18 protein-coding genes are annotated in these 23,496 nt (G+C 66.5%); 7 read left to right on the top strand and 11 right to left on the bottom strand.

Translation table 11 applies throughout. From position 1 onward, the window contains the following. Positions 1-25: 25 nt before the first annotated feature. From KW836_RS02035 to KW836_RS02025, 3 genes are all read right to left on the bottom strand, one after another. The gene (locus KW836_RS02035; protein ID WP_218342310.1) at positions 26-1,006 is read right to left on the bottom strand and encodes a quinone oxidoreductase; all 981 of its coding nucleotides are present in this window, start codon (positions 1,004-1,006) and stop codon (positions 26-28) included. A gap of 41 nt (positions 1,007-1,047) precedes the next feature. Continuing rightward, on the bottom strand, positions 1,048-1,983 hold the full coding sequence (locus KW836_RS02030) for an ornithine cyclodeaminase family protein (RefSeq protein WP_218342309.1): 936 nt from the start codon (positions 1,981-1,983) through the stop codon (positions 1,048-1,050). Between the two features lie 130 nt (positions 1,984-2,113). Further along, complete coding sequence (locus tag KW836_RS02025; RefSeq protein WP_218343243.1) at positions 2,114-3,046, bottom strand: N-carbamoyl-D-amino-acid hydrolase; 933 nt, start codon at positions 3,044-3,046, stop codon at positions 2,114-2,116. A gap of 469 nt (positions 3,047-3,515) precedes the next feature. Here KW836_RS02025 and KW836_RS02020 point away from each other — a divergent pair, with 469 nt between their 5' ends. Next, positions 3,516-5,036 carry an EAL domain-containing protein gene (locus tag KW836_RS02020; protein WP_239215271.1) on the top strand — a complete coding sequence of 507 codons (1,521 nt, stop codon included), beginning with the start codon at positions 3,516-3,518 and terminating at the stop codon, positions 5,034-5,036. A 174-nt stretch (positions 5,037-5,210) separates the two neighbouring features. Continuing rightward, entirely contained in the window at positions 5,211-6,263 is a 1,053-nt protein-coding gene (locus KW836_RS02015) for a YafY family protein (RefSeq protein ID WP_218342308.1), read from the top strand. A 16-nt stretch (positions 6,264-6,279) separates the two neighbouring features. Here KW836_RS02015 and KW836_RS02010 read toward each other — a convergent pair whose 3' ends face one another. Then, positions 6,280-7,059, bottom strand: coding sequence for a Sir2 family NAD-dependent protein deacetylase (locus KW836_RS02010; protein ID WP_175123781.1), 780 nt, complete (start codon positions 7,057-7,059; stop codon positions 6,280-6,282). A 247-nt stretch (positions 7,060-7,306) separates the two neighbouring features. Between KW836_RS02010 and KW836_RS02005 the strand changes: the two genes are divergently transcribed. After that, entirely contained in the window at positions 7,307-10,717 is a 3,411-nt protein-coding gene (locus KW836_RS02005; RefSeq protein WP_218342307.1) for a TM0106 family RecB-like putative nuclease, read from the top strand. 96 nt (positions 10,718-10,813) lie between these two features. Here the strand turns inward: KW836_RS02005 and KW836_RS02000 are convergent, their stop codons facing one another. The 3 genes from KW836_RS02000 to KW836_RS01990 form a co-directional block, all read right to left on the bottom strand. Further along, a complete protein-coding gene (locus KW836_RS02000; protein WP_175123779.1) occupies positions 10,814-11,026 on the bottom strand; it encodes a DUF1059 domain-containing protein in 213 nt (70 codons plus the stop codon). 146 nt (positions 11,027-11,172) lie between these two features. Continuing rightward, positions 11,173-13,284, bottom strand: coding sequence for a bifunctional diguanylate cyclase/phosphodiesterase (locus KW836_RS01995; protein ID WP_218342306.1), 2,112 nt, complete (start codon positions 13,282-13,284; stop codon positions 11,173-11,175). 182 nt (positions 13,285-13,466) lie between these two features. Continuing rightward, a complete protein-coding gene (locus KW836_RS01990; RefSeq protein ID WP_175123777.1) occupies positions 13,467-14,576 on the bottom strand; it encodes a YcjF family protein in 1,110 nt (369 codons plus the stop codon). A 339-nt stretch (positions 14,577-14,915) separates the two neighbouring features. Here KW836_RS01990 and KW836_RS01985 point away from each other — a divergent pair, with 339 nt between their 5' ends. Both KW836_RS01985 and KW836_RS01980 read left to right on the top strand, forming a co-directional pair. Further along, complete coding sequence (locus KW836_RS01985; RefSeq protein WP_218342305.1) at positions 14,916-15,917, top strand: hypothetical protein; 1,002 nt, start codon at positions 14,916-14,918, stop codon at positions 15,915-15,917. Next, positions 15,914-17,089, top strand: a complete 1,176-nt coding sequence (locus KW836_RS01980; RefSeq protein WP_175123775.1) for a glycosyltransferase family 4 protein — start codon at positions 15,914-15,916, stop codon at positions 17,087-17,089. Before KW836_RS01985 ends, KW836_RS01980 begins: the two co-directional genes overlap by 4 nt. Here the strand turns inward: KW836_RS01980 and KW836_RS01975 are convergent. Together KW836_RS01975 and KW836_RS01970 are read right to left on the bottom strand one after the other, a co-directional pair. Then, on the bottom strand, positions 17,028-18,137 hold the full coding sequence (locus KW836_RS01975; RefSeq protein ID WP_056319378.1) for an S-(hydroxymethyl)glutathione dehydrogenase/class III alcohol dehydrogenase: 1,110 nt from the start codon (positions 18,135-18,137) through the stop codon (positions 17,028-17,030). The genes KW836_RS01980 and KW836_RS01975 overlap by 62 nt on opposite strands. 23 nt (positions 18,138-18,160) lie before the next feature. Then, complete coding sequence (locus KW836_RS01970; RefSeq protein WP_175123774.1) at positions 18,161-18,451, bottom strand: metal/formaldehyde-sensitive transcriptional repressor; 291 nt, start codon at positions 18,449-18,451, stop codon at positions 18,161-18,163. Positions 18,452-18,621: 170 nt separating this feature from the next. On the opposite strand from KW836_RS01970, the gene KW836_RS01965 reads away from it, so the two are divergent. Both KW836_RS01965 and KW836_RS01960 read left to right on the top strand, forming a co-directional pair. After that, positions 18,622-19,224, top strand: a complete 603-nt coding sequence (locus KW836_RS01965; RefSeq protein ID WP_175123773.1) for a HutD family protein — start codon at positions 18,622-18,624, stop codon at positions 19,222-19,224. An 87-nt stretch (positions 19,225-19,311) separates the two neighbouring features. After that, positions 19,312-20,076, top strand: coding sequence for a carbon-nitrogen hydrolase family protein (locus KW836_RS01960; RefSeq protein WP_175123772.1), 765 nt, complete (start codon positions 19,312-19,314; stop codon positions 20,074-20,076). 4 nt (positions 20,077-20,080) lie between these two features. Here KW836_RS01960 and KW836_RS01955 read toward each other — a convergent pair whose 3' ends face one another. Continuing rightward, complete coding sequence (locus tag KW836_RS01955) at positions 20,081-21,703, bottom strand: methyl-accepting chemotaxis protein (protein WP_175137140.1); 1,623 nt, start codon at positions 21,701-21,703, stop codon at positions 20,081-20,083. Positions 21,704-21,871: 168 nt separating this feature from the next. Continuing rightward, positions 21,872-23,281 carry an MFS transporter gene (locus KW836_RS01950; protein WP_218342304.1) on the bottom strand — a complete coding sequence of 470 codons (1,410 nt, stop codon included), beginning with the start codon at positions 23,279-23,281 and terminating at the stop codon, positions 21,872-21,874. Positions 23,282-23,496: the final 215 nt, after the last annotated feature.

Genomic DNA, 23,496 nt, shown 5'->3' with positions numbered 1-23,496 from the left:
GTGGCGCCGGCCCCCGCGTCGTCGATCAGGGCGTGATGACGATGGCGCCAGTGACCGCGCGGCTTTCAGCGGCGCGATGCGCGTCCTGGATCTGCGCCAGGGGATAGCGCGCCCCGATGGCCGCGCGGACCGCGCCACTTTGCATGGCGTCGAAGACATCCGCCGCATTGGCGCGGAACGTCTGCGTGTCCGCGTTGTGCGGAAACACGGACGGACGCGTCAGGAACAGGCACCCCTTCTTGTTCAGCAGTTCCGGATCGATGGCCGGGGCCGGGCCGGACGCCGCGCCGAACAGCACCACCATGCCGAATGGCGCGGCGCAGTCCAGCGATCCCATGAACGTGTGCCGGGCCACGGAGTCGTAGACGACGCGCGCCTTCTTGCCGCCCGTGGCCGCGATCACCTGCTGGACCCAGTCTTCCTGCGTGTAGTCGATGGCCACATCGCAACCGGCCGCCCGCGCGGCCTCGCACTTGGCGGCCGAGCCCGCCGTGCCGATGACCCTGGCGCCCAGCGCATGGGCCCAGCCGCTCAAAATCTGTCCGACCCCGCCCGCGGCGGCGTGCACCAGCACAATGTCGCCGGGTTGGACCGCATGGGTTTTCTTGACCAGGTATTGCGCCGTCATGGCCTTGAAGAACACGGCGGCGGCGTCTTCGTCGGAGATGCCCGCCGGGATCTTCACCAGTTTGGCGGCCGGCACGTTGCGCCGGTCGGCGTAGGCGCCCACGCCGGCGTTCATGTAGACGACATGGTCGCCCACGCGCAGGTCCGTCACACCTGCGCCCACCGCCTCAATCACGCCGGCTGCTTCATGCCCCAGGCCTGTCGGCGTGGGCAGCGGATACTTGCCCGCGCGCTGATAGATGTCGATGTAGTTGAACCCGATGGCCGTCTGGCGCAGCTGCGCTTCGTCCGGCCCCGGGGGCGGCAGGTCGGCGTCGACAAGCCGCATGACTTCCGGGCCGCCGAACTCGGTCAATTGGATGGAACGTGCCTGCGTCATGCGTTGTCTCCTTTGCGTTATGGGTAAAGCACCATCTGCCCTCATTCCTTCACGGATTCATACACCAGCGTCGCCAGCGTGAGGTCTTCGAGCGCGCTGCCCACCGCCTTGAACACCGTGATCTCCTGATCGTTGCGCCGTCCGGGGGCCTCGCCTTTGGCGAGCTGGTGCAGGTTGCCTTTGATGCCTTCGCGCGTCAGCACGCCGGCGTCGAATGCCGACAGCAGGTCGCCGGACTTGGTCGGCGCCTCGTCGGTATCGACATAGACGGTGGTGCCGTCAAAGCACGCGGGATCGGTCTCGCGCATTTCCGGCTTGAAGCTGCCGATCAGGTCCAGATGCGTGCCGGGGCGCAGCCACGCGCCATGGATAAGCGGTTCGGTGGACAGCGTGGCGCAGCTGACGATGTCGGCCTGTCCGGCGGCCGTTTGCAAGTCAGTGACCGCCTGCGCATCGAAGCCCTGCTCGCGCAAGCTGGCCGCCAGCGTCTCCGCGCCGGCCGGCCGCACATTCCACACCAGAACGCGCTGGATCGGGCGCACCGTGCGCATGGCCTGCGCCACCAGGCCGGCAATGCGGCCGGATCCCACGATCAGCAGCGTGCGGGCATCGGCGCGCGCCAGGTAGTCCGCGCCCAGCGCCGCCGCGCCCGCGGTACGGTACACGGTGACGATATCGCCGTCGACCTGCGCAACCGGCACGCCCGTGGTGGCGCTGTACAGGTTGTACGTGGCGTGCAGGCCCGGCAGGCCCTGATGGGTGTTCTCGGGAAAGATGTTGATGATCTTCACGCCAAAATACCCGCGGTCACTCCACGCCGGCATGATGAGCGACGTGCCGTGCGCGTTGCCGGACTGGATGGCGTGCACGTGGCGGGCGGGCACCGTGGCGTCTTCGCGGAAGGCGTCCCGCAGGGCGGGGATGACGGTGTCGAAGGACAGGGCGTTGCGGGTCTGTTCGGTGTCGATTAAGCGCATCGGATCGTTGCCTGCGTGGTCGGTCAATCAAGGGGCCTCGGGCAGTCTAGCAGCGTGCGGGGCGCGGCCGCCAAAAGAAAATTGCCCGCGATGACGCGGGCAATGGGTCGCTTACCGCAGGCGAACGGCGTCAATCCACGTCGGGCCGGGGCAGCGGATCGCCCGCGCCGGTGCGCTCGACGATGAGCTTGTAGTGATGCGGGCTGCGATGCTTGGCGAAGTTGAACACGTGGTCGCGGAAGGTCTGGCCCATCCCCAGATCGATGCGCGCGGTGATGACTTCGTCTTCCTCGCCGCGGGCGCGGGCCACGATCTCGCCGGACGGCGCGACGATCATCGAGCTGCCGATCATGTGATGGCCGTCCTCGTGCCCGCACTTGGCGGCCGCGCCGATCCACACCGCGTTCTGGTAGGCGCTGGCCTGCAGCACGATCTCGTGCGTGGTGGTGCGCAGGTGCGCGGGCTCGTTCCAGTGGATGTTCAGTGACGGCGTGTTGTAGCCCAGCACGATCAGCTCGGCGCTTTGCAGCGACATGACGCGGTAGGTCTCGGGCCAGCGGCGGTCATTGCACAGGCACATGCCGATCTTGACGTCGTTGGTCTCCCACACGCCAAAGCCCAGGTCGCCGACTTCGAAGAACTTCTTTTCCAGATGCTGGAAGGGGGCGTCGACCTTGTGGTCCGAGTGGCCCGGCAAGTGGATCTTGCGGTACTTGCCGATGATCTTGGCGCTGCGGTCCACCAGGATGGCCGTGTTGAACTGGCGGCCTTCCGGCGTCAGTTCGGCATAGCCCAGGTAAAAGCCGATGCCCAGCTCGCGCGCCGTGTCGAACAGCGGCTGCACGTCGGCGTTGGGCATGGTCTTTTCGAAATAGCGCTCCACCGCTTCGGCGTCGTCCATCCAGTAGCGCGGGAAGAACGTCGTCAGCGCCAGTTCGGGAAACACGACGAACTCGGCCTGGCGGGCGGCGGCTTCGCGCATCATCTCGACAAGGCGGCGCACGACCACCGCGCGGGTGTCGGCCAGATTGACGGCGCCCATCTGGGCGACGGCCAGGCCCATTTTGCGGGACGGGGAAGAGGGGGTCACGGAGATCTCCAGAATCTTGCGAAGGGGCCGCCACGCGGAGGCGCGTTCAAGGCCGAAGGCGCAAGCATGCCCGCGCTCAGGCGGATCGGAAACCGCGGTCTGGCTGTCTGGCGCCGCGTTGCATTGGCCTCGTCCCGGCATGCAACCCACTGATCTGAATGGAAAATCCCGATAAGCCGCGCCATCGCATCCGGCCCTGTGCATAACGCGGGATCATGGGCGTCGCGCAAAGTTTTATATCGGGTTTCCCCGTAGATCCGGTGATTCAGAGGCACTTTGGCGCGGACTGCCCACCGGTTTTCCTAGCAACGTGCCTATTTCCGAAAGCCACAATTAGCGGGTCAGGAGGGGCGAATTTGCCGTTTAGGCTGCGGGAAGTTCGGTTACATTGCCTTACGCGCAGAATTGCATGCCACGCGCCGCCCATGTGCACCGGTCCCCCATGTCACGTTCCAGAATCGCGGCTTTCGTGTTGTTGTTGTCGGCGCTTGGATTCCTCGCGGGGGTGCTGGCTGGACGCCAGATCGAACTGAACCAGGCCGACGACAAACTAGCCGGGCATAACGCCCGGCTGCTTGCGCACGCGCTGCGGGTGGCGCAGGAAAGCCATCGCCTGATGGCTGCGGCCACACAGGGCGGCCCGCTGTGTTCCGAAGCCGATGTGGCGACCCTGCGCGTGCTGCTCTTCAACTCCACCTATATCCGCGACATCGGCCGCACGCTGGGCGGCATGCTGCGCTGTTCCGCGGCGTGGGGCAAGCTGCCCGATCCGCTGACCCTGCCACCGCCGGCCTTCACGTTGGCCAGCGGGCTGCAGCTCTGGGTGGGCGCCGCCAATATCGTCGACCGCCGCATCATCGGCGACATGGCGGCGATGCGCGACATCATCGTGTTCACCGCCCCGGGCGCGTTCGACGGCTTTCCGGAACCGGGTTCCGGCATCGACGCCAAGATCGTGACGCGTGACGGCGACCATGTGTACCGGCGCTTCGGCCGCGCGCACGACCTGGACATGCCGCGCGAGAACGTGGACGACCAGGGTTTCGCGCCTGAACGGCGCGCCTCGCTGTGCGCGCCGGACGGCGGCCCCGACATCTGCGTCGTGTCGCGGCTGCGGTCCGACGCCTGGTTCCAGCTTCCGGCGATGGTGCTGTCCGTGGTCGGCGCCCTGGCCCTTGCCTTTCTGGCGGGTCTTTGCGTCATGTGGCGCATGCACGCGGGCAGCGCCAAGAGCGAGCTGCGCAAGGCCATCCTGGGCGGCGACATCCAGGTCCACTACCAGCCGCTGCGCCAGCTTGCCTCCCGGCAACTGGCGGGTTTCGAGGCGCTGGCACGGTGGCGCGCCCGTGGCCGCGATGTGTCGCCCCTGCTGTTCGTGCCGCTGGCCGAAGCCATGGGGCTGGGCCGCGCGCTGTCCCGGCTGGTGACCTCGCAGGCGCTGCGCGACCTGCACGAGCGCCTGCGCGGCAATCCCGCGCTCTACGTCAGCATCAACGTGTCGGCGGCCGATTTGAAAGACGCGGGTTACCGGAACTTCCTGTTGGACGCGGTCAGCGAGCGCGGTCTGAAGCCCGGCAACGTCGCGCTGGAAATCACCGAAGGCACGCCGTTGTCTGATGGCCATGTGCTGGCAATGGTCAAGACCTTGCGCGGCAAGGGCTTCAAGGTGTTCATCGACGATTTCGGCACGGGGCATTCCAACCTGAACTATCTGGCCGAAATGCAGGCCGACGCCATCAAGCTGGACCGCAGCTTCACCAGCGCGATCGGCGCCGAGGACGCGGGCACCCTGATCATCGACCACGTCATCGCAATATCCCGGGAGCTGGGCATCAGCCTCATCATCGAGGGCATTGAAACCGAGGCGCAGGCCAGCTATCTGCTCGCCCGCCAACCGGCCGCAGTGGGCCAGGGCTGGCTGTTCGGCCGTCCGGTTCCGCTTGCCGACATCGTGGCCGATTGACCGATGGCCGGCTGGTTGTCGAATGTCCATTTTATTTTTGGCACAACCGACATAATGCAGCGCCGTCGCGCAAACTACGCGGCCCGCATTATCTACACCCCGGCAAAACAATATGCGCCGCTTTTACAGATAGAATGCGGGCGGTATTTAACGGGTTAATTTGCTGCATCTGCCATGGGACATAACCAGACGCTCGTCGACAACCTGCTGCGCATCCTTCCGTATGTCCAGAACGAAGAAACCGATGCGATGGCGATGGGCATGGGCATGGCGGAAATCCGCGACCGGCTGGCCGCGCTGCAGAACCCGGTGCCCGGCGACAAGCAGATCCACCGCACGCTGCTCAAGCTGGACAGCGTCGGCAGCGTGGGCGCCACGCGCGGCAAGCTCTGGTATCGCACCATCCAGCGCGCCGATTTCCATATCCAGAACATGAACGCGAACATGGCAATGGCGATGTGCGCGCTCAAGCAGGTGGCCGACCGCCACCTGCCGGCCGTCGTGCTGGACGATCTGGAAACCACCTTCGACAGCGCGTGGCGCTACCTGGAAACGCACCGCTCACAGCCCGGGATCGGGCCGGCACACGACTGGGCGCGCAAGATCCTGCGCATCGACGGCACCCATCCCACCGTGTTGCCCACGGTGTCTGCCGAGGTCTACCGCCAAGTCAGCGGCGCGCTGTACTTCAACCGCAAGCTGTCGTTCCGCAACACGCCCTTCGGCGAGAAGAAGCCCGCCGACCGCCTGTACGTCATGACGCCGCTGGCGATGGTCGACCGCGCGGGCGTGCTGTACATGGTGGCGTGGGGGGCGCGCCAGCCGGGCAGGCGCTTCCTGTTCCGGATGGACCGGTTGTCCGAGGTCCGCCTGCTGGACGAGGCGGCGGACCTGGATCCCACGTTCGACCTGCAGGACTTCGTACGCCGCGAGGAAGCGCTGAACTTCGATCCGGGCGAGGAAACCCGCATCCGTCTGCACGCCGCCGAACCGGTGCTGGACGATGGCCGGCGCCAGCGTCATCCGCTGCGCGAATTCTGGTTGTCGGCGGACCAGATGATCGACGAGGACGAGCGCGGCTTCACGCTGACAGCCACCGTGCGCCCGTCCGTCATGCTGTGGCAACTGCTGCACGGGCACGCGTCCTCGATCGAGGTGCTGGAACCCGAAGACATCCGCGACCGCTTTGCCCAAGAGGCCCGCGAACTGGCGCGCCGCTACCTCTAGTCCGCCGCCCGCGGCGTCAATCGGCGGGCCAGGCGCGCGCCAGCAGCAGCGGCAGCACTTTCTCTGCCGCGCCCCGGATGCTGTGCGTCGCCACGCGATCCAGCGTTGTCGGGTTGGGATTGATCTGCACCAGCTGCGCGCCGCATCCGACCGCCTCGTAGCAGAGCTCGGCCGCAGCGGATGTCTGGCACGACGTGCCCGCTGTCAAGATCAGATCGGCGTTGGCCACCAGCCCCTTGGCCACCCGCCAGACGGCGGGCGCGGGCGCCTCGCCGTGCCACAACCGCCCCGGGCGCACCAGTTCGCCGCAGATACGGCAGGCGGGCGGCGCGGGGTACGGGCCGTGCCGCGCGGACTTGTCCGGCGGGGCGGTCAGCGTGTGGGGCATGCCACAGCCCGAGCAGCGCGGCTGGTCGAACCGGCCTTGCAGATGCAGGATGCGCGGGCTGCCCGCCTGCTCATGTAGCGTGTCGCCGTTCTGCGTCACCACGAACGTGCCCGGCACGCGACCGGCCAGCGCCGCAATGGCGCGGTGCGCCGCGTTGGGCGTGGCCAGCAGCGCGCGGCGCCGCCGTTCCTCGTGCCAGGCCCACACCAGCGACGGATCGTTGCGGTAGCCGGCATCGGTCGCCAGGGCCGCGGCATCGTAGCGCGCCCACAGGCCGCGCATGCCATCCCGGGTTTGTGGCAGGCGGCTGGCGGGGTTCAGGCCCGATCCCGTCACGACGACGATCAGACGCGCCGCGCGCAGCGTTTCCACCAGGGGATCAGGGATATCGAGGGAGCGAAGTTTCATGCGAACCGCCCGCCGTTTGAATGGGCCGCGGCGCGGCCAAGGCTGCAGTTAAACGTATCGAACAAACCAGGCATGTCGCTTCCATTTACTGAAACAGCCTGGATTATGAAACTGCATTCGGACAATTCAGGGTTGAATTAATCGGAACGGATTTCAAGGGATTACTCAGGTATTGGCCGGATAATGTCCAAATTCTTGTTTTGCTATTCTTGGCCTCCGCAAATTGCGCCCGGCCTATTTACGCACCATGCAAAAAACCGGCGACGGCCTGTTGTTTTCCGCCTCCGACCTGGTCGGTTTCCTGGAATGCGAGCACCTCACCACGCTGGATCTGCTCAACCTCGAATCGCCGTTGCCGGCCGCGCCAGAGGACGAGCAGCTCGAACTTATCCAGCAGAAAGGGCTGGACCACGAGCGCGCGTATCTTGAACGGCTGCGCGCAAGCGGCCGGCACATCGTCGACGTCAGCGATGCGGGCGACGGGCTGACCGCGCGCCTGGCCCGGACGCGCGAGGCCATGGCCGACGGCGCAGATGTCATCTACCAGGCGGCGTTTCGGCATGGCCAATACATCGGCCATGCCGATTTCCTGCTTAAGACCGAACGCCCTTCACGCCTGGGCGATTACAGCTACGAGGCCAGCGACACCAAGCTGGCGCGGTCGGCGCGCGCCAAGTTCGCGATCCAGCTCTCGTTCTATTCATGGCTGCTGGGCCTGGAACAGGGCGCGGCGCCGCAGCACATGCACGTGGTGCTGGGCAGCGGCCGCGAGGTGTCCCTGCGCGTGGCCGACTATGCCCATTACTTCCGCCAGGTCATGCGCCGCTTCGAGGCGCACGTCGATCAGCGGGACGCTGCGTCCACGTATCCCGACCCCTGTGAGAAATGCGCCCAGTGCCGCTGGGATCCGCTGTGCAAGGCACGCCGCGCGGAAGACGATCACCTGTCGCTGGTCGCCAACATCACGCGGCAGCAGATCCGCAAGCTGAACGCGCAGGGCATCCGCACGCTGGAACAACTGGGCACGCTGGCGCCCGATGCGGCCGTGGCGCGCCTGGAGCCCGCCATCCTCTCCAAGCTGCGATCGCAGGCGGCGCTGCAGCTGCGCGCCCGGACCGACGGCGGCCGCCATTGGGACCGCATCGCCAAAGACCCGGACGACACCGCGCTGCGCGGCTTTGAACGCATGCCGCAGCCCGACGCGGGCGACATGTTCTTCGACATGGAAGGCGACCCGCTGGAGGAAGGCGGGCTGGAGTACCTGTTCGGACTGTACGTCATCGACGACGGCCAAGAGCGTTTCGTGCCGTTCTGGGCGCACAACCGCGGCGAAGAGAAGCTGGCCTTCGAGGCCTTCATCGATTACGTCGTGGCGCGGCTGCACCGCCATCCCGATGCGCACATCTATCACTACGCGCCCTACGAGGCGACGGCGATCAAGAAGCTGATGTCCGTGCACGCCACGCGCGAGGCAGAGGTCGACAACCTGCTGCGCATGAACAAGCTGGTGGACCTGTACCAGGTCGTGCGCGAAGGCGTGCGCGTGTCCGAGCCGGGGTACTCCATCAAGAACATCGAACATTTCTACCTGCCGCAGCGCGAGGGCGGCGTGACCAACGCCGGCGCCAGCATCGTCTACTACGAGCGCTGGAAGCGCACCGGCGAGGCGAAATTGCTGCAGGACATCGCAGACTACAACCGCGACGACGTGCTGTCCACGTACAAGCTGCGCGAATGGCTGTGCGCGCTGCGTCCTGACGGCATGCCGTGGGCGAACCGCCGCGACTCGCAGCAGCAGATCGACGCCGCCCGGTTCCAGGTCGGCGAAAAGACCGCAGCCGAACTGCGCCTGGAGCCGTACCGCGCCGCGCTGCTTGGCTCCCTGCCCGCCGACGAGCTGGACTGGTCGGCGCGCGACCGCTATCGCGCGCTGGTCTACCAATTGCTGGATTTTCATCGCCGCGAACAGAAGCCGGAATGGTGGGCCATGTTCGCCCGCATGGAGGCCACCGATGCCGAACTGATGGAAGACAACGAATGCCTGGCCGGACTGGTGCGCGACGACACTGTGGCGCCCGAACCGGTGGCGCAGTCGCTGCGCTACACCTACCGGTTTCCCGCGCAGCAGACCAAGCTGCGCACAGGGTCCCCCTGTACGGACGTGCGCGGCGGGCCGGCGATCAGCCGGCTGACGGTGGATCCTGCGGCCGGCGTCGCCACCTTCACCCTGTCGCGCAAGGCGACGCCGCCGCAGCGCCTGTCGCTCGGGCCGGGCAGGCCGGTCAGCATCGACGAACTGGCCAACGCCATGTTCCGCTACGGCGACGCGCTGCTCGCCTCGGACGATGGCGCCAGCACGCCGTTCCGCGCGGTGGATGCGCTGCTCAAGCACGAACGGCCGCGCATTGACGGCGTACCGCCCGGCACCCCGCTGGCCGACCCGGGCGCGACGCTGCTGGATCAGGTCGTGGACATCGTCGGCCGCATGGACCAGACCACCCTCTTCCTGCAAGGCCCGCCCGGCGCGGGCAAGACCTACACCGGCTCGCGCGTGCTGGTGAACCTGCTGCGCCAGGGCAAGCGCATCGCGGTCACGTCCAACAGCCATCACGCCATCAACAACCTGCTGGCCGGCCTGGAGAAGGCGGCGCGCGAGGCGGGCCTGACGTTCGCCGGCGCCAAGAAGTCGGGCAAGGAGGGCGACGACTCCTGTTTCAACGGCGACTTCATCGAAGACGTCTTTGCCAACGACAGGATCGACCTGGCGCGCCATCAACTGGTGGCGGGCACGGCGTGGCTGTTCAGCCGGGCCGACTTCCAGCAGCAGTTCGATTACCTGTTCGTGGACGAGGCCGGACAGGTCAGCCTGGCGAATCTGGTGGCGCTGGGCCAATGCGCGCGCAACATCGTGCTGCTGGGCGACCAGATGCAGCTTGGCCAGCCGACCAAGGGCACGCATCCCGGCCGCTCGGGCGAATCCACGCTGGAATACCTGTTGAACGGCCACGCCACGATCGCGGCTGATCGGGGCATCTTCCTGGACACGTCCTATCGCATGCACCCGGCGATCTGCGGCTTCATTTCCGACGCCATCTACGACGGCCGGCTGCGCGCCGCGGAATCGGCCGCTGGCCAGGGCCTGGTGCTGGGCGCGGACGCACCGGACGCGCTGGCCGCCAGCGGCATCCGGTACGTGCCGGTCGTGCACGAGGGCAACGCGCAGTCCAGCGACGAGGAAGCGCGCGAAGTCGCCGCGCTGTACGCCAGCCTGATGCGGCAGCGCTATCTGGACAAGCACGGGCGCGCGGTGCCGATGACGCCCGACGACGTGCTGGTGGTGGCGCCCTACAACGTGCAGGTCAACACGCTGCGGCAGGCGCTGCCCGAGGGTGCGCGAGTAGGCACCGTCGACAAGTTCCAGGGCCAGGAAGCGCAGGTGGTGATCATTTCCATGGCCACCTCCAGCGGCGAGACCATGCCGCGCGACATGGAGTTTCTGTTCAGCAGGAACCGCCTGAACGTGGCGGTGTCGCGGGCCAAGGCGCTGGCGATCCTGGTCGCCAGCCCCGCCCTGTTGTCGGTACGGTGCCAGACGCCGGAACAGATGGCGCTGGTCAACACGCTGTGCTGGGTGGCCGAGGCGGGTCAGAACGTGTAGCGCGGTCGGCGTAACGCCGTCGCAATACGGGCAAGGAAGGCGGGCGCGCCGTACCGGACAGAAATTGCCGGCCCGGCGCGCCCGCAGGCGTTGCCGTCAGCCTCGGCGGGGCGCTTCGGCGGGCGGCGTGCCGATGTGGAACAGGGACTTGAGCTGCGAGCGCAGTTCGGGCGAGTCAGCGTGCTTGTGCACCGTGGTGGCGTGCTGCACCGCGGCTTCCAGCAACTCCTCGTCCGAGTCCGCGGACAAGGCGACCGAGCAGTTCATCTCGCTCGGATACTCGCGGCAATCGATGTATTTGCGTGTCATGGGGCTCTCCCCGCGCATGCCTGAAAAGGCATTGCGTGCTTGAACAGCCGGCGCGCCAGGCGCAACACACCGGCGCGATGGCGCGTCGCATCGCGGCCGGTGTTTTCAAAGTATAGGTCTGCGGCGCCCGCCGCAGACGTCTTATTTCAGGGGGCCGCACCGGGTCCGTTTCTCGCCGGCGCCGCCTCGGCGGCGGCGTCGCCGTGCGATACGGGTCGACCCAGCAGATAGCCCTGGAAGTGCGAGCAGCCCTCCGCCGTCAGGCGTTCCAGCTGCGCTGGTGTTTCCACACCCTCGGCCGTCGTCGGAATGTCCAGACTGCGGCCGATGCCGTTGATGGCGCGGATGATGGCCAGCGCCTCGCGGCTGGATTCGACGTCCTGCGTAAACGACTTGTCGATCTTGATCTTGTCGAACTCAAAGGTGCGCAGGTAACCCAGCGACGAATAACCCGTTCCGAAGTCGTCCAGCGCCACCTTGACGCCCAGTTCCTTCAAGCGGTGCAGCGTTGCCAGGTTGCCGGAGGAATTGGTGAGCAGCACCGATTCGGTGATCTCAAGTTCCAGCCGGCGCGCGGGCAGCCCGGACTTGGTCAGCGCGGACTCCACCAGCGACACCAGCGCGCCGTTGGTGAACTGGCTGGCCGACAGGTTGACCGCCACGGTTTCGTGGTCGTCCCAGCGCATGGCCTCGACGCAGGCCTCGTGCAGCGTGAAGGCGCCCAGTTCGTGGATCAGGCCGGTTTCTTCCGCGATGGGGATGAAGTCCTGCGGCATGATCAGACCCTTTTTCGGATGCTGCCAGCGCATCAGCGCCTCGCGGCCCACGATGCGCACGTGGCTCACGTCCATGATGGGCTGGTAATAGAGCTGCAGCTGATGCGAGATGATCGCCTGGCGCAGATCCATCTCGACTTCGTGGCGCCGCAGCGCGGCGGCTTCCATTTCAGGCTCGAAGAAAGCCAGGCAGTTGCGGCCGTTGCGCTTGGCCTCGTACAGCGCCATGTCGGCGTAGCGCAGCAGGTGGTCGGCCGACAGCGCCTGTGATTCGGATATGGCGATGCCGATGCTCACGCTGACGGGCACGGTGTGCCCGGCGATCTCGAACGGCTGGCGCACCGCCTCGATCAGGCGCTCGGCCAGCTTGCGCACGTCGTCCTGTTCGGCGATGTTGGGCAGCACGATGGCGAATTCGTCGCCGCCCAGCCGCGCCAGCGTGTCCTGTTCGCGCAGGTGCTTGGGCAGGCGCTTGGCCAAGAGGCGCAGCAGTTCGTCGCCGTATTGATGGCCCAGCGTGTCGTTCACGCTCTTGAAGTTGTCCAGATCCAGGCACAGCACCGCGGTCGAACGCTCGCGGCTTGCGCCCAGCGCGCTCAGCAGCCGGTCGCGGAACAGGCGGCGGTTGGGCATGCCCGTCAGCGTGTCGTGGTGCGCCATGTAGCGCACCTGCGCGTGCGCGGCATTCTCGTCGGTGACGTCGTCCGCGATCAGCAGGACGTAGCGCGAGCGCGGATCGTTGCTGTGAAACGCCAATGTCTTGGTGTTCAGCGTGCGCGGGCCGCGCGCGGTGGCCAGTTCTTCTTCCTCTTCGCGCATGGCGCCGTCCGAACGCAGCGCGTCGTTGGTCAGGCGGTCGAAGAACGCGCACACCAGTTCAGGCAGGGCTTCTTGCGCGGTCTGGCCCTGCAGGCCGCCCGGCTTGCCGCCAAACGTTTCTTCGGCCTGCCGGTTCGCCAGCAGGAACTTGCGCGACACGGCATCCAGCACCAGCACGCAGGAGGGAATGTGCGACACCACCGCCTGCAGAAAGGTCGACATGGACGTGAGCTCGCTGTTGTAGTGCTCGACCAATTGCTTGGCCTTCAACAACTGCTGTTCGCGTTCGCGGCGTTCGGTGTTGTCGCGCGTGACCTTGGCAAAGCCGATCAGCGCGCCCGTGTCGTCGTGGATGGCGTCGATGACGACGTGCGCCCAGAACAGCGTGCCGTCCTTGCGCACGCGCCAGCCTTCGGCTTCGAACTTGCCGGTTTCACGCGCGGTGGCCAGGCCGCGCTGCGGAACGCCGCGTGCCTGGTCTTCCTCGGTGTAGAAGCAGGAAAAGTGGCGGCCGACGATTTCGGCGGCGGTGTAGCCCTTGGCGCGCTGCGCGCCGGCGTTCCAGTTGGCGACGGTGCCATCCGGGTTGAGCATGTAGATGGCGTAGTCGACGACGCCTTGCACCAGGTGGCGGTACATGACGTCGGAATTGGCGAGGATCATTGGATGCGGCGGGCTCGCGCTCCGGCCGCGTTGGGGCAACGCGTCTGCGCGGATGTGCCCTGAAGAACTAGGGGTTATACGGATTTACGTCGTGAAGCCGGCAATATTTACCTTACTGTCACGAAAAAGACCAATCTATCGAATCGTGTCGTACAAACGCATTTCATTGCATCGGTCCGCGATCAGAATTTGACGCGTTGCTTCAATGCCTGCGCGATCATGGCGACGTCGATGTCCTTGCCTGGGTTCTTCAGGCAGAAGTCGTGCAGCACCGCGATGTAGGCATTGCCCAGCAGCTTGGTGATGGCGCCTGCCGTGGTGGCCGCGATAGTGCCGCCGACGGCGCTGCCTGCGCCGGGGATGAACTTCAGCATGCCCGAGACCACCGAGCGGCCGATGAGCGTGGCGGCCGACGCGCCCAGCGTGGATGTGACCAGCGTGGTGATTGCGGTGGTGTTCAGTTCCATGCCGAAGGTGATGCCGATCTTGGCGATCATGCCGACCTGGATCGGCACCAGCGCAAAGGCGTCCGAGAACGGAATGGGTGCTGCGGCGGCCGAGGCGGCCAGGCCCGCGGCCACGTTCACCTCGATCTCAGCCCGCTTTTTTTTTACTTCCAGGGCCTTCTTGTTGCGGGTGGATAGCGCGTTGGCGTAAGCGCGTTGCTGCGCCTCGGGCACGTGCTCGGCCGTCACCTCGATCAGGCGGTCCAGCCCCATGGGCGGCAATTCGGCATCCAGTTCGTCGATCCATTCCGGCAGCGCGCGCACGGCGACGACCTGCCGGGCGCGCGGCAACAGCTTGCGCGCCTCGTCGACGAACGGACTGTTCTTGCGCGCTTTGGTCAGCACGGCCACGACAGGGATGCCGGCCTTGTCCAGCATGTCGCACAGCTCGATTTCCGCGTCCTCGACGCGGTGGCTGCTGTCCTGGATGCACAGCCACGCCACGTGCAGGTGCCGGTCCTGGTCGTCGGATGCCGAGCGTTCCTGGATCAGCTCGGCAAGCTGCGCGCGCGAACCCTCGTAGTCGCCGACTTCCAGGCCGCGCGTGTCGATGATCGTGAGCGGATGGCCCGGCCGGGTGAATTCCTGCGTGGTCTGGGTGACGGGCTTGCCCGCGCCCGTCCGGGCAAGATCGCCGCGGAACACCGCGTTGAGCAGCGTGCTCTTGCCCACGCCCGTCTTGCCGGCAACCAGGATATTGACGCGGCCGGCGCCGCGCGTGGCCGTGCTGATGGCATCCGCGATGGCGTCCTGCAGGTCGGGGTGGTCGGGGCGGATGGCGCTCATGAGGGAACAAGGAAAGCGAAGGAAGGATGGCGGAACAATATCAGACGACGACTTCTTTGGCGCAAAACGTAATCGCCGCCAAACGTGTCGTCCATACGGGGGACACCATCGGCACGAGTCATGTCCGTCATGCCGCTCAGGCATCCCGTGGGAGGGAATGGGGTTTTTTCTTGCCGTAAAAGAAGGGGCCGCAGCAGACGCCGCATCAGGAATATTTGGGGGCGGATTGTCCAAGTCTTCAAAGGGTTACATCTCACATAATCCCCTCGCGCTTTCCCAAATGGCGCTGCGTAGAATCAGGCCGTTGTAAGGCTACGCCGCGGCACCCGCGCAACCATCATGCACCGTCTTGCGCTCGTCCCCCGCTTGCTGCGCTCGCGCCCCGTGACCAAGGGGCTGCGCTACTTGTACCGCTACACGCGGTCCAGGGCGGAGCGTCATAACGAAACGCTTTGGCCCTTCGTGACCGTGCGCCGCGACGGGCCGGAACGTCTGACCGGCTGCAATCTGCATGGGGTGCGCGGCCCCAAGACCCTCCCGCTGGCCGAACTGCCGCGAGGCATCGGCGGCGATGCGCACCTGATTCTCAGCGGCCCTTCTGTCGCGCAGATCGACTACGCCCAGTGCCGCATGCGTACCGTGATGGGCGTGAATGGCTCGATCGCGCTGCGCGCCCGCCATCCGGCGCTGCGGTTTGACTATTACGCCATGCTGGACGCGGGGTTCGTGAAGAAGCGCCGCGACCTGGTGGCCGAGGTGCTGGCGCAGGACCTGGTGTTGTTTGTGACGCCCGAGGTGTACCGCTGGATTGCGCTGCTGTTCGACGATCGGGCAGTGCGTTGCCGCATCGCACTGTTCGAGGAAGTGCATCAGCGCGCGCAACGGCCGCGTGCGCAACCTGCGGCGCTCGAGGCGCAGCTGCGGGCTGACGAAGAATTGGTGTTGTTCGATGCGCATCATCCGATGCACGCGCACGGCTTCAGCCTGAATGCCGCCCGCGGCCTGTTTGGCGGCGGAACGGTGGCCTACACGGCGTTGCAGCTGCTGGCCTGGCTGGGCGCCAAGACGGTGTACCTGCATGGGCTGGACCTGACGGCCACGGCGGGCCCGCGTTTCTACGAAAGCGCCGGCGCGCAGTTGCCCACCGCGCTGGACCGCCAGTTTGCGGGACACATCGAACCCGCGTTCCGGCAGGCCGGCAAGCTGCTGCGGGCGCGAGGTGTCCAGGTCTACAACCTGTCGCTGCTGAGCCGGCTGGGCGACGACATATTTGAAAAACGGCATTGGAGTTGTTTGCTGGAAGACCCCTCCCCGCAACCGCCGACGAGACCCGAATCATGAAGATCCTCTACACGAATTTCCACCAGGGCGATGGCGGCGGTCACACGACGTACGTGATGTCGCTGGCCCGCATCCTGTGCCAGAAATCGCAGGTCACGATCGGCGCGCCGCGCAAGAGCCGCCTGCTGGCCGAAGCCGAGGCCCTGCCCGGCCTGCGCACCGTCGATCTCGAATTCAAGGGAAAGCTGTTCGAACAGCTTGCCGCGCTGCGCCGCCTGCGCAACCTGGTCCGCCAGGAACAGTTCGATGTCATCCACGTCAATGGTTCGGCCGATCACCGGCTCTGCATGCTGGCCACCATGGGCATGGGACGCAAGCGCCCGTTCATCGTGTACACGCAGCATAACGACCGCGATGCCAACAGCTTGGGCGTGCGCTTGCGCGCCAAGTGGGGCACGAACCGCGTCATCTGCGTGTGCAGCCACACGTTCCGGCGCATGAAGCAGTCGGTGTTCCGCAACGAGGATCTGCGCGTGGTGCACAACGGTGTGGATACCGAGAAATACCGTCCGGCCTGCCGCACGGAAACTGCCCAGGCGCGCGCGCGTTTTCTGCCGCCCGCGCTGCGCGACCGGCTGGTGATCGGCAGCAATGCCGGCACGGCGGACTACAAGAGCTGGATCGACATGGTGGCTGCGGTGTCGCTGCTGCCCGCCGGCCAGCGCAGCCAGGTCGCCGTCCTGATTGCCGGCGCGATGCCGGGCGATGACATGCTCAACCGGGTGGCCGAGCTGGGCATGCAGGATCAGGTGGTCTTCACCGGCCTGCTCGACAATGTGGAGCCCGTGCTGGCGGCGCTGGATGTGGGATTTGTGCTGTCGTCCCGGCTGGAGACGATTTCGTTCGCGTGCCGCGAGATGATGGCCGCGGGCAAGCCGGTCATCGTGTCGAGCGTGGGCGGCCTGACGGAGAACGTCACCGAGGGTCGCAATGGCTGGATCGTGCCGCCCGGGTCCCCGGAATCGGTGGCCCGGACGCTGTCGGACATCCTGGCGAACCGCGGCGTGCTGCACGCCATGGGCGTGGATGCGCGCAGCACGGCGCTCAAGGAGTTCTCGCTGGCGACCTTCGTCGGCAATACCGAACGCGTCTACCGCGAGAACGCTTACGTCAGTAGTGGATCACCGTCCGGATCGACTTACCTTCATGCATCAGATCGAAGGCTTCGTTGATACGGTCCAGGGGCAGCGTGTGCGTGACGAACGGATCGAGGTCGATCTTGCCGCTCATTGCGTCTTCGACCATGCCCGGCAGCTGCGTGCGGCCCTTGACGCCGCCGAACGCTGAGCCGCGCCACACGCGGCCCGTCACCAGCTGGAACGGACGCGTGCTGATTTCCTGACCGGCGCCGGCCACGCCGATGATGATGCTTTCGCCCCAGCCCTTGTGGCAGCATTCCAGCGCGGCGCGCATCACGTGCACGTTGCCGATGCATTCGAACGAGAAGTCCACGCCGCCGTCGGTCAGTTCGACGATGACTTCCTGGATGGGCTTGTCGTAGTCCTTGGGATTGATGCAGTCGGTCGCGCCCATGGCGCTGGCCAGCACAAATTTGTTCGGGTTGGTGTCGACGGCGATGATGCGGCCGGCCTTGGCCTGCACTGCGCCCTGAATGACCGCCAGGCCGATGCCGCCCAGCCCGAACACCGCAACGGTGTCGCCTTCCTTGACCTTGGCGGTGTTGTGCACCGCGCCGATCCCGGTGGTCACGCCGCAACCCAGCAGGCAGACTTTTTCATGCGGGGCGGCGGGGTTGATCTTGGCCAGCGAGATTTCGTTGACGACGGTGTATTCGCTGAACGTCGAGCAGCCCATGTAGTGATAAAGCGGCTTGCCTTCGTAGCTGAAGCGCGAGGTGCCGTCCGGCATGACGCCCTTGCCCTGCGTGGCGCGCACTTTTTGGCACAGGTTGGTCTTGCCCGACAGGCAGAACTTGCACTCGCGGCATTCGGCCGTGTAGAGCGGAATGACGTGATCGCCGGGTTTCAGCGAGGTCACGCCTTCGCCCACTTCCACCACCACGCCCGCGCCTTCGTGACCCAGCACGGCCGGGAACAGGCCTTCGGGATCGTCGCCGCTCAGCGTGAAGGCGTCCGTGTGGCAGACGCCCGTGTGCGTGATCTGCACCAGCACTTCACCGCGCTGCGGCGGCGCGACGTCGATTTCAACGATTTCCAGGGGCTTGCCGGGGCCGAATGCGACTGCTGCGCGTGATTTCATAGCGATGCTCCACGTAGATGGGGTTATTTCAGATAGGAACGGACGATGCGCATGAGGTCATCGATCTGCGATTCGGTCTCGGGCCTGGGGTCGGGCGGATTCGCCTGAGTAGACTGCAGGAAGGTTTCCCGCAGATGGCTTTCCAGCACTTCGGCCATCAGGCCGTTCGTGGCGCCGCGCAGCGCCGCCAGCTGCTGCAGCAGCGCGCCGCATTCCGTGCCTTCGTTCACCGCGCGTTCCAATGCTAACGCCTGCCCCTGAATGCGGCGCAGGCGCGTGACAACGCGTTTCTTTTCTTCTGGGGAGTGCGGCACGGCAGGCTCCGATTCGATACAGGGGGGGAGTATACGGATTTCGAGGGGGCGCGTCCAGGCGGGGCGTGCGCCGACGCCCCGCTGCGTCGGTCGCCCGCATTGGTCACCCGTATCGGCCACCTATAATTTCGCCTGTCTTCCGCCCGACCCGACAGGACTTATCCGTGGCCATGATTCCCTCTGATGTGCGGCTGTACCGGGCCGCGGACTATCCCCGCATGCCTTGGCGCAACGGCGGCGGCACGACGCAGGAAGTCGCCTGCAATCCGGGCGGCCATACCGCGTCGTTCGGCTGGCGTCTCTCGCTGGCCGACGTCGCGCAGGACGGCGGCTTTTCTGCCTTTGGCGGATATCAGCGGATCATCACCGTGCTGGAAGGCCGCGGTATCGAGCTGACGGTGGACGGGCAGCGCCAGCCGCCTTTGGCGCCAGGCATCGCGTATGCGTTTTCCGGCGACGCACAGGTGGCATGCCGCCTGCTCGACGGCCCCATCCGCGACTTCAACCTGATCTACACGCCCAACCTCTGGCACGCCCGCCTGCAATGGGTGCGCGGCGCAGAGCCCTGGGTGTTTCACAGCAGCGCGACGAGCGTGCTGGTGTTCAATGCCGGCGGAGAACTGACGGTGGAGCTGGACGGCGCGCAGCATCGGCTGGCCTCGCGCTACGATTGCCTGCACGCCGAAGGACGGGATGGGTTTGGCCAGTATCGTCTTAGCGCGGAACACGGCGTCGACGCGTGTGTCATTGAACTGTCGCCGCGCGCGGGCTGATGCGCGTCGCGTGGATGTAAGCAACGCATCAGCGCCACCGAAGCCACGACAACAGCGCATCAACGGCGCTTCGAAAAAGGGGTGTGCATGCGGATCTGCATGATGGAAGGCCCGGCCGGCCTGATGCCGGAAGGCGCGAACTGGGTAGGCATCGCCGAGCGCATCCACGAGTTGGCGCCCGACCTGCTGGTCACCAACGAGATGCCGTTCGGCCCCTGGCTGGCGGCGTTGCCGTCCTATGACGCCGCGCTGGCTGCCGAGTCCGTGCGTATCCACGAGGCCGGTCTTGCCGCGCTGGCGGCGCTGAACGTGCCAGCCATCGTGTCGTCCCGCCCCGTGTTTGCCGGCGGGCGGCTTGCCAATGAAGCGTTCGCGTTGCGGGACGGACACTATGCGGCGCTGCATCACAAACAGTATTTTCCGCAGGAACCAGGCTTTTTCGAGGCGGCCTGGTTCCACAGCGCGCGCGACGGATTCGAGGTCGCCGACGTGGGCGGCATTCGCGTCGGCGTGCTGCTGTGCACCGAGCTGATGTTCAACGAACGCGCGCGCCGCTATGGCCGAGACGGCGCCGAGCTGATCGTCGTGCCACGCGCCAGCGGCGCGTCTAGCGGCCGCTGGCTGACGGCGGGCGCCATGGCCGCGCTGGTGTCCGGCTGCTACGTTGTCAGTTCGAACCGCGCCGGGCGCACGCCCGAGGGCCAGGTGTTCGGCGGCGTGGCGTTTGCGTTCCAGCCAGGGGGCGAGCCGCTGGCGCAAAGCACCGATACGGAGTCCATCGTGGCGTTCGAGGTGGACCCCGCCCGGGCGCGGGCGCAGCAGGCGCTGTATCCCTGCTACGTAAAGGAATAGCCCATCAGGCCGGCAGTAGCGCCGGCTGGCCGTAGGCAGGCACCGCGTGCTGCGCGCCGCCCTGTCCCTGCGCCGGCAGCCGGAATGCGCTGACCGCTGCCTGCAGCCGCTGCGCCTGCGTTTCCAGCGACGACGCGGCCGCCGCGGCTTCCTCGACCAGCGCCGCGTTCTGCTGCGTGACCTGGTCCATCTGCGTGACGGCGGTATTGACCTGGTCGATTCCGGTCACCTGCTCGTTGGACGCGGTGGCGATGTCGTTCACCAGCATCGTCAGCCGCTCGATGGTCTCCAGGATCTCGGTCATCGTCAGGCCCGCCGCCTCGACCTGCGTCGAGCCGGCCTGCACCGTGGCGCCCGAGGCGTCCAGCAATTGCTTGATTTCCTTGGCGGCGCTGGCGCTGCGCTGCGCCAGCGACCGGACCTCGGCGGCCACCACGGCAAAGCCCTTGCCTTCCTCGCCCGCGCGGGCCGCTTCCACCGCCGCGTTCAGCGCCAGGATGTTGGTCTGGAACGCAATTCCGTCGATCACACCGACGATGTCCTCGATGCGGCTGGAGTCCTGCGCGATCTTGCGCATCGTGCTGACCGCGGCCTGTACGGCGTCGCCGCCGCGCTGCACCACCTCGGACGCGGTGGCGGCCATCTCGTTGGCCATGCGGGCATTTTCAGCGTTGCTCGTCACGGTGGACAGCAGTTGTTCCATGCTGGCCGCGGTTTCCTCCAGCGACGCCGCCTGCTGTTCTGTGCGGCTGGACAGGTCCTGGTTGCCCGCCGCGATCTCGCTGGAACCCGTATTGATCTCGACGACGCCGTCGCGCACGGCGTGCACGGTGCGCACCAGGCTCGCCTGCATGTCCTGAAGGAACGGGATGATCTGGCCCACGCAGTTCCTGCCGAACGACGGAATCGGCGTGGTCAGGTCGCCGCCCGCGATGCGCTGGAAGTGGCCCTTCAGCGAATCCAGCGGACGCTTGACGAAATACACGACGTAGCGGTCGCCCAGGATCAGCAGCAGCAGGCAGATGCCCAGCACCACACCCATGCCGATATAGGCCTGGCGGCGGTTGGCATCGGCATTGCCCAGCAGCTGGACTTCGCGCGCCTGCGCGTACGCCTCGTATTCCTCCATGCTCTTGCCGAAGCTGCGGCTGGCGGTGACCACCGGCCCGGACGCCTGGGCGCGCGCCTTGTCGACCTCGCCCGCATCCAGATGCCGGCGCTGCACGGCAATGCCGTCGGCCAGCGCGTCGAATCCCGAACGCATGGCGTCCAGCAACGCCGCCGGGGCGTCGCGCCGGGCCAGCTCGATGAATTGCGCCTGATGCTTCTTCGCTTCGGTCAGCGCGGTGTCGATGCTGCGCCCTTCGGCCGCGGCCTGGTCTTTCTGGCCGCCGGCCACGTATTCCAGCTGGCGCGACAGCCGCAGCCGCGCGCGCATGATCTGGTCGTTGACGCGGGAAAGCGCCGATACCTCGTGCAGGAGTTCGTTGCTGGCTGCGAGCGCTTCCTCTGCGCTGCGCAGCCCATGGACGCTGATGGCCGACAAGCCGGCGATGAAGAGGCTGATCACGAGCAAGGTGCCCAGGATCATGCGGCGGATGGTGATGTCTTTCAGAAACTGTGTCATGCGCGTCGTCCCAAAGGTGCAGCAAGCCTGCATAAGGACAACGGCCCCGCCAGAACCTTATTTAGCGGATGTTGCACATCTTACGAATATGACGTCGCACCGCCCGAATATATCGACACGAACGGCAATAGTGTTGCGTGATGACGTTGTCATCGGACTACTGGCGTATCAGCGCGACGCCGGGGTCTGCACCGGTTCACTTGCGTCGAACCGCAGGCGGGCAAAGCTGGCGATGCAGGCCAGCCCGGCGCACAGGCCGCCCAGCCACAGGGCCGCGATGGCGCCGTGCGTGGTCGAGACGTTGAAGCACGCAGCGACCAAGGCCGCGCCCGTGGCTTGGCCCAGCAGGCGCACCGTGCCGATCATGCCGCTGGCGCCGCCCGCCCGCGACGCCGGGGCCGAGGTCATGATGGCGCGCAGGTTGGGCGACTGGAAAAAACCAAAGCCCGCGCCGCAGATCGCCATGCGCCACGAGATGTCCAGCACCGACGGGTCGGCCGGCATCAGCGCCAGCAACGCCATGCCCAGCGCCAGCAAAGCGAGCCCCACGCCGCCCAGCATGCCCGCCGGATAGCTGTCGGACAGCCGCCCCGCGATCGGCGCCATGAAGGCCACGACGACGGGCCATGGCGTGATGAGAAAACCGGTCTGGACCTGGCTGTAGCCCAGCACCGACTGGAACAGGAATGGCAGCGACACGAAGGCCAGCGCCTGGGCGGCGAACGCGCATACCGCGGTGGCCGCGGACAGCGCAAAGAGGGGGCGGCGCAGCAGGTCCACTGCCAGGATGGGCGCGGGGTGGCCTGCCTGGCGCCGCATCAGCAGCCAGAGGCTGGCCGCCGCCAGACCGCCCTCCAGCGCCACGCGCGGCCACGGCGCGCCGTGCGCAAGTTCATTGGTCGCCAGGACAAGCAGCCCCAGCGCCATCGCGCACAGCAGCGCGGCCAGGCCGTCGAATCCGTGACCGGATCGCGTGGTGTCGGGCAGGCCGCGCAGGGCCAGCACCGCCGCCAGGATGCCGATGGGGAAATTGACGAGGAACAGCCAGTGCCAGGACCCGAGCAGCAGGATGGCCGACGCCACGGTGGGCCCGCCGGCAAACGACAGCCCCACCACCATGGCGTTCAGTCCCAGGCCGCGGCCCAGCATGTGCGAGGGGTAGATGAAGCGCAGCAGCGCGCCGTTCACGCTCATCACGCCCGCCGCGCCCAGCCCTTGCAGAATGCGCGTGGCCACCAGGACGGGCAGCGACGGCGCCAGGCCGCTTGCCAGCGAGGCCAGCGTGAATACCGCGAGCCCCACGATGTAGACGCGCCGGTGACCCAGGATTTCGCCCAGCGCGGCCGCCGGCAGCAAGCCGGCCACCATCGCCAGCTGATAGCCGCTGATGACCCAGATGGAACCCGCCTCGCTGGCCTGCAGGTCGCGCGCGATGGTCGGCAGTGCGGTATTGGCGATGGCCGTATCCAGGCTGGCCATACAGACCGCCAGCATGACGGCGATGAGTGCGCCCAGCCGTTCGGCGGCGGGCAGGCCGACGCCGGCCGGATAGACGGTGCTGCGGGAGAACGAGAGCATGAATGGGCTGCGCTGCGAGGGCGTCCGGCCGGTGCGTCCGGATTCGTAGGCACTGATTCTAATGCGCTGTTTGAATTCGGGCTTTTCGTCTGACGGCATGCGCGTCAGGGTGGGCTCGGGTCAGGGCGGCAATTCAGGATGTGCGCGCCCGATTAAACCTGTCATGCGCGGCGATTATCCGATTGGATAATCAGACGGTAATTGTCACTTAATGA

It is taken from the genome of Achromobacter sp. ACM05 (assembly GCF_019218915.1).
Lineage (GTDB): Bacteria > Pseudomonadota > Gammaproteobacteria > Burkholderiales > Burkholderiaceae_B > Achromobacter > Achromobacter animicus.
This window is presented reverse-complemented; position numbering and strand designations above follow the sequence as displayed.